This is a genomic window from Vibrio sp. 10N.222.55.B11, from assembly GCF_041473705.1.
Lineage (GTDB): Bacteria > Pseudomonadota > Gammaproteobacteria > Enterobacterales > Vibrionaceae > Vibrio > Vibrio crassostreae_C.
Map to the genome: position 1 here is coordinate 53,899 of NZ_JBFRST010000062.1, position 17,471 is coordinate 71,369.

Below are 17,471 nucleotides of genomic sequence, written 5' to 3' on the forward strand. Positions count from 1 at the left end.
GTGCTGAACCAAGATTCAACAACTTAATGGGATATAAAATTGACAGGCATAAAAAACACGTAAATTTTGTAAGGGCAGGAAGGAAAACAAGCCCTGTTTTTGAACAGAGCTTGTTGAATTTGGCACTATATGATGAGCATTATTGAGCCCAAAATCACTATTTGGCTTCGATATGATCAATCATCAGCTGCAACGATTGGTTGCCGCGAAATTCGTTGATATCGAGCTTAAATGCAAGATGAACGGTTTTTACTGATGCATCAGGCCAGCGACGTAGGTCGACGTTAAAGGCAATACCGTCAATCATCACATTGGTTGGGTGGCCTTTGTAGAGCGGCTCAAGCATCAGCTTAAGGTGCTTTTCACCCACCAGCTTTTGGTGCAGCACTTTAAACTCACCATCGAAGATTGGCTCAGGGAAAGCTTGTCCCCACGGGCCACCTGAACGCAGCGTTTCAGCGGTGTGCATCGAGAACTCTTCTGGTAACAGCTCACCATCAGACAAGATAATGCCCTTCAGTGCTGTTTCTCCAAGTTCATTCTTCACCACATCATTGAACAGCTTGCTGAAGCGTTCAAAGTCCTTTTCCATGATGGTTAAACCAGCCGCCATTGCGTGGCCACCAAATTTAAGAATCAAGCCAGGGTTTTGAGTATCAATTCGGTCCAATGCATCACGCATGTGCAGACCCGGAATTGAACGACATGAACCTTTGATACTGCCTTCGCCGCCATCTGCAAACGCAATCACTGGGCGGTGGTATTTGTCTTTGATACGCGAAGCCAAAATACCAATCACACCTTGGTGCCAATCACGTTGGAATAGTGCCAAGCCAGAAGGTAGGTCGTCTTTACCAAATTCAAGGCGATCACAAAAAGCCATCGCTTCTTGCTTCATACCCTCTTCGATCTCTTTACGTGTTTGGTTCAAGCCATCTAACTCACTCGCCATTCGACGAGCCGCATGGATGTTGTTACTCATTAGCAGCTCAACACCAAAAGACATGTCGTCTAATCGACCAGCTGCATTGATACGAGGACCAAGAGCAAAGCCAAAGTCAGACGCCACCAAACGCTTAGCGTCTCGCTTAGCAATTTCGATCAAGGCTTGAATGCCCGGACGAGCTTTACCCGCACGAATACGTTGCAAACCTTGATGAACTAAAATTCGGTTGTTTTCATCGAGTGGAACCACGTCGGCAACCGTACCTAGCGCCACAAGGTCAATCAGTTCCATCAACTTAGGTTCTGTCATGCCGCGCTCTGCAAACCAACCCAATTTACGCATGTGAACACACAATGCCATCATCAGGTAAAAAGCGACACCAACCCCCGCTAGGGCTTTCGAAGGAAAAGCACAGCTCTCAAGGTTTGGGTTAACCATCGCATCGACCATTGGCAGTTCATTGCCCGGCAAGTGATGGTCGGTAACCAGAACCTCTAGTCCTTTCTCTTTAGCGAAGCGAACACCTTCAATAGAAGAGACACCGTTATCAACCGTCATGATCACTTCGGCGCCAAGCTCGATTGCCTGTTCGACAACCTCAGGGCTCAAGCCATAACCATCTTCAAAACGGTTTGGTACCAGATAATCGACGTTAGAACTGCCCAACATACGTAGAGCAAGTACGGACAACGCTGAACTGGTTGCGCCATCGGCATCAAAGTCACCAACAATGATGATGCGTTTTTGCTGCTGAATGGCCTTGAACAACAGTTCAACCGCAGCATCAATGCCACCCAGTTTTTGATAAGAGTGCAAGCCTTTCGCTGCTGTCTCTAGTTGGTCAGCACTGTCGATTCCACGACTCACATAAATACGCTTTAATAAGTCAGGTAAGTGAGCAGGTAAGACTGAAATGTCGACCTCTAGACGGCGTTGGATCTCTATCATATAAAAATGGGCCCGATATCAATCAGGCCTCTCCTTAAATCAAAAACATGGGGGATAAATGGCAATACAGAAAACGAGATTATTGCTCTAAACGTTGAAGAAGTTGTGCTGGCGGCAAGTAACCACTCACCAACTCACCACTTGCTAGTACGATAGCCGGTGTACCATTGATGCCAAGCTCACGACCCAATTGGTATTGTTTAGCAATGATCTGCTTCTGCTCTGCTAGGTCTTTACCAGACGCTGGCATTTGACGATTTACTTTAGCGTCATGCATCGCTGTTTTTGGATCATCTGACGCCCAGATTGCCGCCATTTGATCAGCAACTTGTCCTGTCGCACCTTGACGCGGGTAAGCCATGTAACGAACGGTAATACCCAGATCGTTGTAGCCCTGCATTTGGCTGTGCAGACGAACACAGTAGCCACAGGTAATATCCGTAAATACCGTCACAACGTACTTTTCGTTATCAGCTTTATATTCGATAACCGTATCCGACATTGCTGCTACTTTTTCAGCATTCAACGGAGCTTGACGCTCAGCCAAAACATCACTGAACTTTCCGTTTTCATCCAAAGAGTAAAGTGTACCGGCTAGAAAGTGATCGCCCTCTGGAGAAGAAAAGATAATGCCGCTGTTGGTTTGAACTTCTAAAAGACCATCGATATCCGAAGGCACAATCTTATCGACCTTAATACCGATTTTTTCAAAACGCTTAGTTAACGCAGCTGTATCAATAGCTTGAGCTGGAGCAGCTTCTACGGCTGTTGATGTTGTTTCTACTTTCGCTTCTGATGCATTACATGCAGTAATCATAAGAGGAAGCGCTAGTAGAGGAAGACGGCGTAATACGCTCATTAAGTTCACCTTAAAAATAAATGGATTTAAGCACGTGGGTGATGCTGCGCGTGAATTTGCTTCAGCCTTTCAGTCGCCACGTGAGTATAAATTTGGGTTGTCGATAAGTCACTATGCCCAAGTAACATCTGTACGACCCTGAGATCTGCGCCATAGTTCAGTAAATGCGTCGCAAAAGCGTGTCTCAATACGTGTGGTGACAACAGCTCTGTATCGATCCCAGCGACGACCGAGTAGTGCTTAATACGATACCAGAACGTCTGACGGGTCATTTGCTTGGCGCGTTTACTCGGAAAAACCACATCAGAACTGTTTTCGCCAAGTAGATGTGGACGACCTTGTTCAATAAAAGTCTCTATCCAATCCACCGCATTTTCGCCCATTGGTACTAAGCGCTCTTTGCCACCCTTACCAATAACACGCACCACGCCCTGTCTTAGGCTGATGTTTTCCATCGTCAAGCTAACCAGTTCTGTCACACGCAAACCGGTTGCATAGAGTAACTCAAGCATCGCCTTATCGCGAAGCTCAATCGGATCGTTCGGATCTGGCGCATCGAGCAAAGCATCAACCTGCTCTTCGCTCAAATCTTTCGGCAAGCGTTGCGGCAGCTTCGGGCTGATCAACAAGGCACTTGGATCATCGCCTCTGATTTTCTCGCGGTGCAAATATTGGAACAAGCGACGAATCGCCGACAACATACGGGCACGAGAGGTCTGCTTAAAATCGGCGTCGGCTAACCAGCCTTGATAATCCTGTAAACCTGAAAGGCTAATGAAGTCGAGGCGGTAATTGTTCTTTTCCATCCACGCTAATAACTTGGACAAATCGGTACGGTACGAGACAAGCGTATTCTCCGATAATCCTCGCTCCATCCACATAGCATCTAAAAACTGCTCAACGAGACCGTGGTCTGCGCTCTGCCCTTGAGGCGACTGCATAGTGTTACTCACAATATTGGAAACTGTTTTGAGAGTATGCCAGAGCAAATATGAATGCCATAAAAATTACGACTTGAGCGGATAATCGCTGCAATCGAAGTCGATTTATGGTTAGAATTCGCCATCTGAAATTAAAATCGAACGTTTGCTATGAAAATTGGATTATTTTACGGCTCAACCACCTGCTACACAGAAATGGCAGCAGAGAAAATTCGCGGCATTATTGGTGAAGACCTAGTTGATATCCATAACGTGAAAGAAAGCCCTCTTTCATTGATGGCGGACTACGACCTTTTATTGCTGGGCATCTCGACTTGGGACTTCGGTGAAATCCAAGAAGATTGGAATGAACTGTGGGAAGACATCGCAACCACGCCTATGAAAGGCAAGGTTGTGGCTCTGTTTGGTTTGGGTGACCAAGAAGGCTACGGCGAATGGTTCCTAGATGCGATGGGTCTATTGCATGATGAACTGAAAACCGCGGGTGCAGAGTTTGTTGGCTTCTGGCCAAACGATGACAGCTACGAGTTCGAAGCGTCTAAAGCGTTAACCGAAGACAAATCTCAATTCGTTGGTTTGGCGCTTGATGAAGATTCACAATACGAGCTAAGCGACGACCGTATCGCAAGCTGGGTTGAGCAAGTACTGGTTGAGTACAGCGAAAAGCTATAACCAAACAGAAGTACTCCCGGCTAAGTAGCTAACCAAGTAACTAGCTGGATATAAAAAGACCACAGAATACAAAAAGGCCTCATTACTGCGAAGTAATGAGGCCTTTTCTATTTCATCTCGAAGGACAATCTAATCTCAACGGAAGATTAAACAGTCTCCTCAGCCATCTCTTGCTCTGTTGATTTACCAACGAAGAACATACAGATGATTGCAGCAGTCGTTGGAAGCAACCAACCCATACCGATCTCAAACAGTGGCAGCATCTTAAGTGCAGACACGTCTACACCCGCTACTTTAGCGCCATCAATAAGAGCAAACAGCAGTGACACTAATACTACTACGCGGTAAGCCACTTTTGGATTAGGGAAACGGCTACGTAAGAATGTCAGAGCAACCAACGCGATAGCGACTGGGTACAGTGCAAACAGTACTGGAACAGACAGAGAAATCAGTTGAGAAAGACCAACGTTCGCAACGGTTGCACAAGCTACACCATTGATGATTACCCAAGTCTTGTAAGACAGAGGCGTTAGCGAGCTGAAGTAATCAGAACATGCTGACACAAGGCCAATCGCCGTAGTTAGACATGCTAATAGTACGATCACAGAAAGCACTAGCTGACCAGAAGGACCAAACAACGATTGAACGTATAGGCTTAAAATAGCACCGCCATTGTCTGCACCAGCTGCGACTGTTGCACTTGTTGCGCCTAGGAAAAATAGAGAGATGTAAACAAACGCCAGACCCGATGCGGCAATACAACCCGCGCTAATTAGGTACTTAGTCGTCGCTGCACGGTCAGTAATGCCCTTGCTACGAATCGCATCAACAATCAGCATACCAAACATCAAAGAAGCAAAAGTATCCATGGTGTTGTAGCCTTCAAGGAAACCTTTGGTTAGTGGTTGAGTGATGTACTCACCGTGAGCCGCAAGAATATCGCCTTGAGGGTTAACGAATACAGCAACCGCCAGCACAACCAAACCAACGAACAGTGCAGGTGTTAGCACCTTACCAATGACGTCAATAAGCTTACCTTGCGACCATGAGAAGAACATCGCTACTGCAAAAAATGCAATCGAAAAGAGAGTTAGGTGAGCTTGAGAGGCATCGATGAAGAACGGTTTCACCGCCATCTCATAGGCAACAAGGCCAGTACGCGGTGCAGCAAATGCAGGACCGATAATGATAAAGATCAGTACAGCCATGATGGTTGCTGCTTTCTTAGGAAGATCTTTAGTTAAGTGACCCCAAGAGCCACCAGCCACTGCGACCGCGACGATAGTGATTAACGGCAGACCAACGGCAGTCAGCAGAAAACCAGACATCGCTGGAAGGAAGTGATCACCGGCTAATTGGCCAGCTAGAGGTGGGAAGATGATGTTACCCGCACCCAAGAAAAACGCAAAAAGCATAAAGCCCAATGCCATTATATCTGTTAGTTTTAGACTCTGTTTCACAGATAATCCTTAATTATATTTATGAATTTATGTTGTGCTTACATGAATGTTACAGCTCAAAGCTGCCAATCAATCTATAAAATAGTCGCGCATAATGACGAAACAACTGGCTAGCTGCAAGTCACCACACAAAAACACCATATAAATTTGCATATGAGAACAAAAAGCAGTGGATTCCACTAGCTATAGAAAAATAGCCACAATTATAAACTAACCATAATGCACAACAATATTCTTCCAAGCAGAACATTGATTCATACAAGCGGTTAACATTAGAGCTAATCACTTAAAATATCTCGATACTCAGAACATTAATGAAAGACAAAACAGTGCAAACTAAAAGCTTCAATTTTAAGCAATTCTCAATTTACGGCGGGAAAAGCGGTATGCCAGTCAGTACCGATGGCGTATTACTTGGCGCTTGGGTAAGCCTGCCACAAAGATCATGTGTACTCGATATTGGAACCGGGACAGGTCTGCTGGCTTTGATGGCTGCGCAGCGTTTTGAAGATGCTTCAATCTCTGCGATAGATATTGATCAACACGCTATTGATGCTGCCACTGTCAATATTGAGCAGTCGCCTTGGCAAAATCGTATCTCCCTTGATCACGGCAGCGTGTTAACAACCGACTTTCCACAAAGGTTTGATGCGATCATCTGTAACCCGCCCTACTTCAACTCTGGAGAACAGGCGCAGCAAAGCCAAAGAGCCACCGCCAGGCACACCGACAGCTTGGATCATTTAGCGCTTGCCCAGCGTTGTTTCGAGATAACAACCGACGCCGCGACTGCCAGTTTCATCCTACCGACGCCTGAGGGGGAAGGTTTTATCAAGCTTGCCGAGCAATGTGGTTGGTATCTAGCAAAACGCCTTGATGTAAAAACAACAGATAAAAAGCCAGCTAGCCGAATTTTATTCGAGTTATCTAAAGATCCTGCTTGCGAGCAAGATTTGCAGCGCGAATCGCTTACAATTCACCATCAAGGTGGTTATAGCGAAGCATTTATTGCGCTCACTAAAGATTTTTATCTCAAGATGTAGCAAATACCATGTGATCCTAATCACTAATGCTTCTATAATGTCCGACTACTCTTTTTTATCGTCTGCTTTTTGAGGCAGAAACATTTATTGCTTGTGGAGAAACAACAGTGATCAGAACCTTTGCAGAACTCGATCTAAACCAAGAGCTGCTTAAAGCAATTGACGAAATGGGCTACGAACGTCCAACACAGATACAAGCTGAAGCAATCCCACAAGCGTTAGATGGAAGAGACGTTTTGGCTTCTGCGCCAACAGGTACTGGTAAAACAGCATCATTTGTATTGCCAGCACTGCAATACCTACTGGATTTCCCACGTAAGAAATCTGGCCCTGCACGTATGCTTATCCTGACGCCAACGCGTGAGCTAGCAATGCAGATCACCGAACAAGCACGTGAGCTTGCTAAATACACCAGCCTAAATATCTTCACGATCACGGGCGGTGTTATGTACCAAGAGCACGCAGATATCTTAAGTACAACTCAAGATATCGTAGTAGCAACACCTGGCCGTTTGATGGAATACATTGAAGGCGAGCGTTTTGACTGTCGTGCGATTGAATGGCTGGTTCTAGATGAAGCCGACCGCATGCTAGACATGGGCTTTGGTCCTGTTGTTGACCGTCTGTCTGCAGAGTGTCGCTGGCGTAAACAAACTTTACTGTTCTCAGCAACACTAGAAGGTAAAGGCATTGAAGGCTTCACTGAAGATCTACTGAAAAACCCAGCGGAGATCGATGCGAAATCATCACTTCGTGAGCGTAAGAAGATCACTCAGTGGTACCACCGTGCAGACACGGCAGAGCACAAGCTAAACATCCTAAAGCACGTCATCACAGAGCAAGCTGAGCGCAGCATCGTATTCTTGAAGACGCGTGATCGTCTAGGTGATCTACGAGCTCAACTTGAAAGCGCGCAAATCCCATGTGCGTGGATCCAAGGTGAAATGCCTCAAGATCGTCGTAACAACGCGATTGCTCGTTTCCGTGACGGCTCTGTAAACGTACTACTAGCGACTGACGTTGCTGCTCGTGGTATCGACCTTCCAGACGTAAGCCACGTAATCAACTACGACATGCCACGTACTGCTGACGTATACCTACACCGTATTGGCCGTACTGCTCGTGCTGGTAAAAAAGGTAACGCGGTTTCTATCATTGAAGCGCACGATCAACTAATGATTGAGCGTGTGGCTCGTTACACAGACGAACCAATCAAAGAACGCTTTATTGAAGGCATGCGCCCTACGCATAAGAAAGCGGCCGTGACTAAGAAGAAGAAGCCGAAGAAAGAAGATAAGAAAGCGGTAGAGAAACAAAAAATCGCGAAGAAGAAAAAAATCGCGAAGAAAAAGAAAGCAGCAAAGAAGAAGTAATCTACCAGCTTCAACGATTCAATAAAAAAGCCCCATGCAGTTCGCTGCATGGGGCTTTTCTCTATCTGGTCTGTTATCAGGCTAAACCGAGAGCTACTCGTTAGCCAAGGACTACTAGTTTTGCTCTTCGCGCTTAAAGACAAGCTCTTTCGCGTTCGACTCTTCTTCAACGAAGTAATAGCCCGCCGTATCAAACTGGGTCAGCGCCTCAACCGAGTCGATCTTGTTCTCGATGATGTAGCGAGCCATCATGCCACGCGCTTTCTTCGCGTAGAAACTGATCACCTTGTACTGACCGTTCTTGCAGTCTTTGAATACAGGGGTAATCACTTGGCCATCCAAGTTCTTCGGCTTCACGGCTTTAAAGTATTCGTTAGACGCCAAGTTGATCAACACATTGTCGCCTTGAGCATTCAACGCTTCATTCAGCTTGTCTGTGATTATGTTGCCCCAGAACTGGTACAAGTTAGTACCACGAGCATTGGCTAAGCGTGTACCCATCTCTAGGCGGTATGGCTGCATCAAATCTAATGGCTTAAGCAAGCCATATAACCCAGAAAGCATGCGCAGGTGGTCTTGTGCGTAGTCAAAATCTTCATCCGATAGCGTTTCAGCGTCTAGGCCAGTGTATACATCACCTTTAAAGGCTAGGATTGCTTGGCGTGCGTTGTCTTGGGTAAAGGTCTCGCTCCACTGCTCAAAGCGCGCTACGTTCAACCCTGCGATTTTATCGCTGACTTTCATCAGTGCAGAAATATCGACTGGCGTCAGTTTGCGGCACTCTTCAATCAGCTCAGCAGAGTGTTCAACAAACTCAGGCTGACTAAAGCGTTCCGTCGCTAATGGTGATTCGTAATCAAGTGTTTTGGCTGGAGAAACGACAACTAACATAACTTTACCCTAATCGGTTATCTAACTGGATGCTGCTAGAGTATAGAAAAAACATCAACTTGTCTTTATGACTCTTCCTATTACTTCGATAGGGAGAATGAGCTTCGATAGACAGAATGAGACAAATGACAGGCAAACAAAAAGGCTAAGGTCGAAACCTTAGCCTTTCTAATCACTTTAGGATGAGCCGTTTATCGCTCCAACAAGATTACTTCTTGTTGTTGTCCCAAATACCGTCTTCCAGCTGAGACTTAAGCTCTGGGAAGTCATTCGAATCGAATGTTGGTACTTTACCCGCGTCTAGTTGGCGGTTGTAGTCTTTCGCTAGCTTAATCACGATACCTGATAGCAGGATAATCGCCACCAAGTTAACAATCGCCATTAGGCCCATCGATACGTCAGCCAGTGCCCATACCGTTGGTAACGTCGCTAGAGAACCGAACATAACCATACCCAGAACAACGATACGGAACAGCACTAGGCCCTTCTTGTTGTTGTGCTCAAGGAAGATAAGGTTCGTTTCAGCGTACGAGTAGTTTGCAATGATTGAAGTGAAAGCGAAGAAGAAAATCGCTACCGCTACAAAAATGCCGCCCCATTCGCCCACTTGTGCTGTTAGTGCACGTTGCGTTAGTTCGATACCCGTTACTTCACCGTGTGGTACATACTCACCAGACATCAGGATGATTGCGACTGTTGCTGAACAGATAACAATGGTATCCATGAACACGCCTAGCATTTGCACGTAACCTTGTGATGCTGGGTGCGGTGGGTAAGGCGTAGCAGAAGCTGCTGCGTTTGGCGCAGAACCCATACCCGCTTCGTTCGAGAACAAACCACGTTTGATGCCGTTAATCATCGCTTGTGCGATTGCGTAACCTAGGCCACCCGCTGCTGCTTCTTGCAGACCGAATGCACTCTTGAAGATAAGAGCCAGTACTTCAGGCACTTTCTCGATGTTCGCGAACATCACGTACATAGCGATCGCTAGGTAAGCCAATGCCATGATTGGAACGATGATTTCTGCTGTGCGTGCAATCTTACGGATACCACCGAAGATAACGAACGCAGAGATGATTACGATACCAACACCAACGTAGCTACGCTCAAGGTCGAATGCCGTATTCATTGCGCTTGCAATCGCGTTCGCTTGAACCGCGTTGAATACAAGACCAAATGCAATGATGAGGAAGATAGAGAATAGAACCCCCATCCAACGCATGCCTAGGCCTTTCTCCATGTAGTATGCAGGGCCGCCGCGGTAGTTACCGTCGTTATCACGCGTTTTGTATAGCTGTGCCAGTGTGCTTTCTGCAAACGATGTTGCCATACCTAGCATTGCGATTAGCCACATCCAGAAGATAGCACCAGGGCCACCAGCGGTTAGTGCTACAGCAACACCTGCCATGTTACCCGTACCTACACGAGCAGCGAGACTAGTACAAAGAGCTTGGAAAGAAGAGATACCAGCACTGTCTGCTTTACGGCTGTTTCTAAGAACAGAGAACATGTGGCCGAAATGGCGGAATTGAATGAAGCCTAGTCGTACAGTGAAGTAGATACCCACACCAACCAGTAAGTAAACTAAGATAGATCCCCAAAGGAGATCGTTCATCAAATTGATTAAGTCTGTCACGTGAACCTCGTAATTGAGTTTAAGCACCGATCATGCTTCCTAGCCTTCCTCTTAACCGCCTATGCCTCTGTCAATGTTGTGTCGGCACTCTTGTTATATTCTTGCGGCGATTGAGACTGTAAATGTCGCTTCATGCATCCATTTTACGTATCAGTGTATTTTTTGACGGGCGGATAATGCAGCGAGACGGCCTAAAAATCAATATGCAAATACACTTATATTAAAATGACATTTCACTAATAACACACCTTTTGTTAACACAACTTTCAACAATGCAGCCCAATAAAAGTCACATTATCGGGACATAATATCAACAACAGCCACGGCACTACCCCAGTAAGAACACCATCCCATAAAAATGACGTCAGCCTAGGTTTTACAAGGTATAGTGAAGATCTTCGTTTTTTTCTAGGCCAATGAGATCCCTATACCGCACGGTACCATGTGCACTTCAATGCATTGTAGTCAAAACGCTATTCCATTCGCACAATGAATTAACATTCAATAACCCCCAATTTAATCGTTTACTTAGGTTTGTTTGCCTGTTTTTTATACATAATAATTATCACAATGTGTGAGCATGCATAAGAAAATAGAACAAAAGCTTCATGGATTTGAAACAAATGAGAAACAAATCAAAGTTATTGTGAACCGAAATATGATATTTATTGGTTCGTAAGAACTAGTCCCACGGAAGGAGATATGGCTTATGGATAGCTTTCAATTCGATGAAGTATCAGAACTAGAAATGCCTCGTGTAACTCAAAAATCACGCTCGAAACCACTCAAGCGTAAGTGGCGTGAAATCGAAGCCATCAACGATCGTAGGCAGCTTGAGAAAGAGCTGAGAGAGATGAACCTAGGTCTTGATTTTAGCCTTGACGATATAAAACTTTAATCAGCACGATAAGAAATCAGATAGCAAAAGGCACCTATATAGGTGCCTTTTTTATTTTTTGAGGTAGTTAATCCGCTCAAAGCGCCATTTGGAAACCAACCCTCTAATATAGAGGACACCTAAAATAGGTGCACCTCAACATTACAACGGGCTAAACACACTCTTGTTCATTTTGTCGAACCCGAGCCGCGAGTTGGCGATATTGATCGGCGATGGTCTCTCCAAAAACAGGGTCATCTTCCGGTTGAAGCCATTGAGACTCCACTTCTTGCCAATCTTTCACCGTGAACGCCTCAACAATCATGGGTAGCACATGCTTCTCTTCATATTCCATGTGCTTTCGCTGAGCCTTAACAAACGCTTCAAGCTGCTCAATAAAGACTTGCTGAGGAACCACCGCATCTTGAAGGATCATATCGACCAAACCTAAAAAGTCCGCCGTTTTCTCAGAAAGCAATTGATGCTCTAACTCCAAGTCTTCAATCGCTTGCTCGCTGCCATATTGCTTAAGATAGTAGCGATAAATGACGTCTTCTTTAGGGTGATGCACTTTGTCTGAATGGTTCATAAGGTAATGAACCACCTCTGCGATCAGGCTATAGTTTATTTCTCGCTCCTGTTTCAGAAACTCTAACTTACTGTTGAGTATCGCGAGTAAACGAGCCATATAGCCATGCTCTCGTCTTATCCTTTCAATCATCATAGTATTGCACTCCATTACACCTACTATTTATAAGTGTATACGAATATGCTGATTTATGATTTGACCCTGCTCAGAAAACCACCAACCTACACTTCTGTTGGTAAACGCCAGTCAATAGGTTGTTGATCCATAGAAGAAAGCAGCTTGTTGGTTGTAGAGAAATGCTGACAACCGAAGAATCCACGGCGTGCCGATAATGGCGATGGGTGAGGTGCAACCAACACATGATGCTTGTCGTCATCAATCGCTTGACCTTTCTTCTGGGCGTGTGCGCCCCACAACAAAAAGATGATCGGTTCAGAGCGCTGATTGAGCTCAGCAATAATGGCATCGGTAAAGGTTTCCCAGCCACACTTAGCATGTGAGTGTGCTTTTGCCTCTTCGACTGTAAGGACTGTGTTCAACATCAACACCCCTTGCGATGCCCAAGAATCGAGATAACCATGACTAGGAATCTCAAAGCCCTCTATATCTTGTGCAAGCTCTTTATACATATTGCGTAGAGAAGGTGGGATTTTCACACCAGGAAGCACTGAGAATGCTAAGCCGTGAGCTTGGTTAGCACCGTGATAAGGATCTTGCCCTAAGATAACCACTCGCACGGATTCGAAAGGCGTCATATCAAAGGCACTGAACACCTGTTCTTGTGGCGGGTAGACGGTTTTACCACTATTACGTTGCTGTTCAACAAACGCGAGGACACTCTGAAAGTACTCTTTATCACGTTCATCATTAATAATGGATTCCCAAGTCTTTGGTGCGGTCATCGTTTTACTTCCCAATCATCAAGGTTTCTAGCGGCTTTCGCCAGACAAAAAAATAGCTGTATCGGCTAACTGTCCTAAATAAGGCTCTAGTTATACCTCATACAGCTATCAATAAACATGATGTGTAGGGTTCACTTGTTGATGAATCATAATAATCAGTTCAAGTTGTGCTTATCTCGATTAACCACTTTTCTGCTGTGTACGATGGTGGCCGTGGTTATGCACGTGACGGTTTGGTGTAGGTAAACGGCGTGCGACAGCAATAGTTGAAGTTTGGGTGATTGAATACATAAAGGCACCTCCTCTAAGACATCGTGAACTACATATTCACTTTAATACTATGAAAGAAAGGTGCCAATTTTTAGAAATAGACGGAAATAAATTTCCCCCTCTATTATTACGCTTGTTCGCTCGCTAGCGTTGCTGAGCGATGAAACATTCTAAGTTGTTGAATTTCCTCTTTCCAGATCGTCGAATCAATGGTTTCCAAGATAAGAGGGATACCATTAAAGCGAGAATCAGAGGCAATATACTCAAAACAATCCCAGCCAATTTCGCCTTTTCCTAAAGAATGGTGTCGATCGACTCGGCTCGCGAACTCAGCTTTTGAATCATTGATGTGCATTGCTCTTAGATAGTGCATACCCACGATGCGGTCGAACTCAGCAAAAGTATGCTCACACGCCTCTTTTGTACGTAAGTCATAGCCAGCAGTAAACGTATGGCAGGTGTCTAAGCACACACCCACACGTGACTTATCTTCTACCTGCTCGATAATCTCGGCTAGATGTTCAAACTTCCAACCCAGATTAGTGCCCTGCCCAGACGTATTCTCGATCACTGCGATTACGTCTGGTACCGCTTGATGAGCTAGGTTGATCGATTCAGCGATCTTCGCCAAACATTCGCTTTCTGAGATTTTCTTTAAATGACTCCCAGGATGAAAATTCAAAAGCGTTAATCCAAGTTGATTACAACGCTCCATTTCATCAATAAAAGCCGCGCGTGATTTCTCTAGCTTCTCTTCTTCTGGTGCTCCTAGGTTAATCAGGTAGGAGTCATGAGGAAGAATGTGCTCAGCACCGAAGCCCAACATTTTGCAATTAGCTTTAAAGGCACTAATGGTTTTCGCTTCTAGCGGTTTTGCCGCCCACTGTCTCTGGTTCTTGGTAAACAGTGCAAACGCATTGGCGCCAATTTCACGTGCACGCATAGGCGCCTGATCAACTCCACCAGCAGCCGAGACATGAGCGCCAATAAACTTAATATTTGTTTCCGGTTTTGAGGATGAATTATTGTTTGTCATTAAATCACTTTACACTTTCAGAATGCTTAATAAATAAAGGGTCGTATCGGTTGTAGTTCAATAAAAACACAACAAATGTAGTAAACTTACAACAAATATGACTGTTAAATATTTTTTATACTTTAAAATATTTTGTAATTACTTTGTTTTCAAAGGTTTTATTGATTTACCTCAATATAATCACCTTTGTAAAAATATGGTTTTTGGTTGTTTTTTGACTTAAATCAATGTTAACCTTACTAATATTAGGTATATATTACCCAGCTCAATAAAAATCGAAAGTTAACACCATAATCAAACCACATTCAGTGGACTAGGAGATAGTTATGATCCAAGGTATTCAAATTACTAAAGCAGCAAACGATGACCTACTAAACTCAATCTGGCTACTAGATAGCGAGAAGAATGAAGCTCGTTGTGTTGTTGCTACTGCAGGTTTCGAAGCTGACCAAGTTATCTCAGCTGCAGACCTAGGCGAGTACGAAAGCCGTGAAGTTGCAATCGAAGCAGCACCACGCATCGAAGGTGGCCAACACCTAAACGTTAACGTTCTTAAGCGTGAAACGCTAGAAGATGCAGTTGCTCACCCAGAGAACTACCCACAGCTAACTATCCGTGTATCGGGTTACGCTGTACGTTTCAACTCTCTAACAACTGAACAGCAACGTGACGTTATCGCACGTACGTTCACTGAGTCTCTATAATTTTTAGAGCTTAAATTAGAATACAAAAACGGCGCTCATTGAGCGCCGTTTTTATTTGTTCGAAAAACAAATGGACGTTACGGTTGAACTCGACGAAGCACAGCTTTTAGCGCTTCAAAATCGTTATCAAGATCTTCAGACAACAATTCCATCGCCGCGTGTTTTGCTAGCGGGCCAGGCAGTTCGATATCAGAACCTAGGATGTCATCAACCACTTCTTTGAATTTCGCTGGGTGTGCTGTACACAGGAACAAGCCAGTTTCGTTCTCTTGCAGTTGCTCTTCCAGTAGACGGTAAGCAATCGCACCATGTGGTTCACATAGGTAACCTTGTGCTTTTAGGTCGCGAACTGACTCAGCGCTCTGCTCGTCAGATACTTTACCTTTGCCTAGTGTATCTAAGCCCCAACCTTTCAGTTGGCAAAGCTCTTCGATACGAGGCCAGTTGTTTGGTTGGCTTACGTCCATCGCGTTCGATGTTGTCGCAACAGTCGGTTTTGGATCCCATTGACCTGTTTCTAGGTAACGAGGAACAGTGTCATTTTCGTTAGTTGCTGCGATAAAACGCTTAACAGGTAGACCTAGCGCTTTAGCCAATAGACCAGCCGTTAGGTTACCAAAGTTACCACTTGGTACAGAGATAACGAGGTTTTCACGTTGCTCTTTAGTCAGCTGAGAAGCCGCCTCAAAGTAGTAACAGATCTGAGCCATTAAACGGCTGATGTTGATCGAGTTTGCCGAATTAAGACCGATCTCTTTACGCAGTTCTGCGTCATCAAATGAGTCTTTAACTAGAGCCTGACACGCATCAAAGTCACCATCAATCGCCACAGTGTGGATGTTCTTGCCAAGCGTACAGAACAGCTTCTCTTGCAGTGGGCTGATCTTGCCTTTCGGGTAAAGAATCACAACATTGATGTCTTCCATGCCGTAGAAAGCATGCGCAACCGCCGCACCAGTATCACCTGATGTTGCCGTTAAGATAGTGATTTGACCACCATCAGAAACAGCTGCTAAAGATTGAGCCATAAAGCGGCCACCGAAATCTTTAAACGCCAGTGTTGGACCGTGGAAAAGCTCAAGCGCGTAAACGCCGTCTTTTACTTGGTTGATTGGTGCAGGGAATTGGAACGCTGCATCCACCATTTGGTCGATCTGTTCTTTTGGTAATTCATCACCAATCAATGCTGACAGAATCTTTGAGCTACGAGGGACAAAGTCCTCTGCTAGCAGCGCATCGATATCATCAAACTTTGGCAGTTCAGATGGGAAAAATAGACCTTGATTACGGCCTAAGCCTTGACGAACGGCTTGGCCAAAAGAGACTTGTTCATCATTTTCTTTGATGTTGTACAGTTTCATAACTCACTTCCTGTAACGATCGAACCCTGCTTATCTAGGCGACAAACGTGAACGAATCCTTCTTCATTTTGTACGTAATTTTGTTCTAACCAGCGTGCAACACGCTCGGCGACATCTTGTTCTTTGCAAATGCTAAATAGAGTTGGACCACTACCAGAAATACCAGTAGCCAGTGCCCCAGCTGACAGCGCGTATTTACGAGCATCAGCAAACCCTGGAAGCAGTTTCTCACGATATGGTTCAGCGATCACGTCTTTGATCATCTTCGCCGCCAGTTCAGGTTGACCTGAATGACACGCGTGGATAAAGCCCGCTAAGTGACGACCATGAGCAATAATATCCTGACGACGATATTGAGATGGTAGGATCTCTCTCGCTTCAGCCGTTGAAACCTTAATACCCGGATAAGCCATTACCCAGTACCAGTCGTCAAAACACGGTACTTCTTGGCTGATGATGCCTAGCTCTTCAAGCATGAGCTGCACACCACCAAGGTAACATGGCGCAACGTTATCGTAGTGGATACCACCTGAAATCTTGCCTTCCATTTCACCCATCAGAGCAAGCAGTTCAGTTTCATTCAGGGGCTGACCGTGAAAACGGTTTAGCGCATCCAGTGCCGCGACGATTGAACATGCACTAGAACCCAAACCTGAACCGATAGGCATGTTCTTTTCTAGTGTCATTTCTAAAGGCTTTAGCGTAACGCCTTTTTTATCAAGCTCTCTCGAGAACACCACCCAGCAGTCGTAAACGATGTTTTCTTTTGCTTCAGTTGGCAGCTTAGAAACAAAGCTGCCTGCAGTTTTAAGTGAGAATGGTTCATCACCGGCTTTAACCATAACTCGGTCACCTAGCAGCGTGCCATCCACTGGAGACACAGCGGCCCCCAGCACATCAAACCCTACACTGACATTACCGATTGATGCAGGAGCATAAACGACAACATCCATATCACTTGAA

The 17,471-nt window shown here is 45.2% G+C and carries 16 protein-coding genes; 5 read left to right on the forward strand and 11 right to left on the reverse strand.

Annotation, left to right across the window (positions count from 1 at the left end):
- Nucleotides 1-157 precede the first annotated feature (157 nt).
- From recJ to xerD, 3 genes are all read right to left on the reverse strand, one after another.
- Nucleotides 158-1,894: a single-stranded-DNA-specific exonuclease RecJ gene (gene recJ / locus AB4503_RS20920; protein ID WP_372115686.1), complete on the reverse strand. Its 1,737-nt coding sequence runs from the start codon at nucleotides 1,892-1,894 to the stop codon at nucleotides 158-160.
- A gap of 79 nt (nucleotides 1,895-1,973) precedes the next feature.
- Nucleotides 1,974-2,753, reverse strand: a complete 780-nt coding sequence (locus tag AB4503_RS20925; protein WP_017062874.1) for a thioredoxin fold domain-containing protein — start codon at nucleotides 2,751-2,753, stop codon at nucleotides 1,974-1,976.
- A 26-nt stretch (nucleotides 2,754-2,779) separates the two neighbouring features.
- Nucleotides 2,780-3,694, reverse strand: a complete 915-nt coding sequence (gene xerD / locus AB4503_RS20930) for a site-specific tyrosine recombinase XerD (protein WP_017059327.1) — start codon at nucleotides 3,692-3,694, stop codon at nucleotides 2,780-2,782.
- A gap of 150 nt (nucleotides 3,695-3,844) precedes the next feature.
- Here xerD and fldB point away from each other — a divergent pair, with 150 nt between their 5' ends.
- The gene (gene fldB, locus AB4503_RS20935; protein ID WP_017062875.1) at nucleotides 3,845-4,366 is read left to right on the forward strand and encodes a flavodoxin FldB; all 522 of its coding nucleotides are present in this window, start codon (nucleotides 3,845-3,847) and stop codon (nucleotides 4,364-4,366) included.
- Nucleotides 4,367-4,512: 146 nt separating this feature from the next.
- Here the strand turns inward: fldB and brnQ are convergent, their stop codons facing one another.
- On the reverse strand, nucleotides 4,513-5,826 hold the full coding sequence (gene brnQ / locus AB4503_RS20940; protein WP_372115687.1) for a branched-chain amino acid transport system II carrier protein: 1,314 nt from the start codon (nucleotides 5,824-5,826) through the stop codon (nucleotides 4,513-4,515).
- Between the two features lie 314 nt (nucleotides 5,827-6,140).
- On the opposite strand from brnQ, the gene AB4503_RS20945 reads away from it, so the two are divergent.
- Both AB4503_RS20945 and srmB read left to right on the forward strand, forming a co-directional pair.
- Complete coding sequence (locus tag AB4503_RS20945) at nucleotides 6,141-6,869, forward strand: tRNA1(Val) (adenine(37)-N6)-methyltransferase (RefSeq protein WP_017062876.1); 729 nt, start codon at nucleotides 6,141-6,143, stop codon at nucleotides 6,867-6,869.
- A 107-nt stretch (nucleotides 6,870-6,976) separates the two neighbouring features.
- Nucleotides 6,977-8,242 (forward strand): ATP-dependent RNA helicase SrmB, encoded by a 1,266-nt coding sequence (srmB, locus tag AB4503_RS20950; protein ID WP_017059323.1) that lies wholly within the window; start codon nucleotides 6,977-6,979, stop codon nucleotides 8,240-8,242.
- A 114-nt stretch (nucleotides 8,243-8,356) separates the two neighbouring features.
- Here srmB and yaaA read toward each other — a convergent pair whose 3' ends face one another.
- Both yaaA and AB4503_RS20960 read right to left on the reverse strand, forming a co-directional pair.
- The gene (gene yaaA / locus AB4503_RS20955) at nucleotides 8,357-9,133 is read right to left on the reverse strand and encodes a peroxide stress protein YaaA (protein ID WP_017059322.1); all 777 of its coding nucleotides are present in this window, start codon (nucleotides 9,131-9,133) and stop codon (nucleotides 8,357-8,359) included.
- Nucleotides 9,134-9,341: 208 nt separating this feature from the next.
- Complete coding sequence (locus AB4503_RS20960; RefSeq protein WP_032545312.1) at nucleotides 9,342-10,769, reverse strand: sodium:alanine symporter family protein; 1,428 nt, start codon at nucleotides 10,767-10,769, stop codon at nucleotides 9,342-9,344.
- A 709-nt stretch (nucleotides 10,770-11,478) separates the two neighbouring features.
- Between AB4503_RS20960 and AB4503_RS20965 the strand changes: the two genes are divergently transcribed.
- Nucleotides 11,479-11,667, forward strand: coding sequence for a DUF3545 family protein (locus AB4503_RS20965; protein ID WP_017059319.1), 189 nt, complete (start codon nucleotides 11,479-11,481; stop codon nucleotides 11,665-11,667).
- A gap of 151 nt (nucleotides 11,668-11,818) precedes the next feature.
- On the opposite strand, the gene AB4503_RS20970 is transcribed toward AB4503_RS20965, so the two are convergent.
- From AB4503_RS20970 to nfo, 3 genes are all read right to left on the reverse strand, one after another.
- Nucleotides 11,819-12,370 carry a hemerythrin domain-containing protein gene (locus tag AB4503_RS20970; protein WP_017070073.1) on the reverse strand — a complete coding sequence of 184 codons (552 nt, stop codon included), beginning with the start codon at nucleotides 12,368-12,370 and terminating at the stop codon, nucleotides 11,819-11,821.
- 86 nt (nucleotides 12,371-12,456) lie between these two features.
- Nucleotides 12,457-13,137, reverse strand: a complete 681-nt coding sequence (ung, locus tag AB4503_RS20975) for a uracil-DNA glycosylase (protein WP_017059317.1) — start codon at nucleotides 13,135-13,137, stop codon at nucleotides 12,457-12,459.
- 397 nt (nucleotides 13,138-13,534) lie between these two features.
- The gene (gene nfo / locus AB4503_RS20980) at nucleotides 13,535-14,443 is read right to left on the reverse strand and encodes a deoxyribonuclease IV (RefSeq protein WP_017062881.1); all 909 of its coding nucleotides are present in this window, start codon (nucleotides 14,441-14,443) and stop codon (nucleotides 13,535-13,537) included.
- 326 nt (nucleotides 14,444-14,769) lie between these two features.
- Here nfo and grcA point away from each other — a divergent pair, with 326 nt between their 5' ends.
- The gene (gene grcA / locus AB4503_RS20985; protein ID WP_017059315.1) at nucleotides 14,770-15,147 is read left to right on the forward strand and encodes an autonomous glycyl radical cofactor GrcA; all 378 of its coding nucleotides are present in this window, start codon (nucleotides 14,770-14,772) and stop codon (nucleotides 15,145-15,147) included.
- 77 nt (nucleotides 15,148-15,224) lie between these two features.
- Here the strand turns inward: grcA and thrC are convergent, their stop codons facing one another.
- Nucleotides 15,225-16,508 (reverse strand): threonine synthase, encoded by a 1,284-nt coding sequence (gene thrC, locus AB4503_RS20990; protein WP_017059314.1) that lies wholly within the window; start codon nucleotides 16,506-16,508, stop codon nucleotides 15,225-15,227.
- On the reverse strand, nucleotides 16,505-17,461 hold the full coding sequence (thrB, locus tag AB4503_RS20995; RefSeq protein ID WP_032545653.1) for a homoserine kinase: 957 nt from the start codon (nucleotides 17,459-17,461) through the stop codon (nucleotides 16,505-16,507). The genes thrC and thrB overlap by 4 nt, the downstream gene beginning before the upstream one ends.
- Nucleotides 17,462-17,471: the final 10 nt, after the last annotated feature.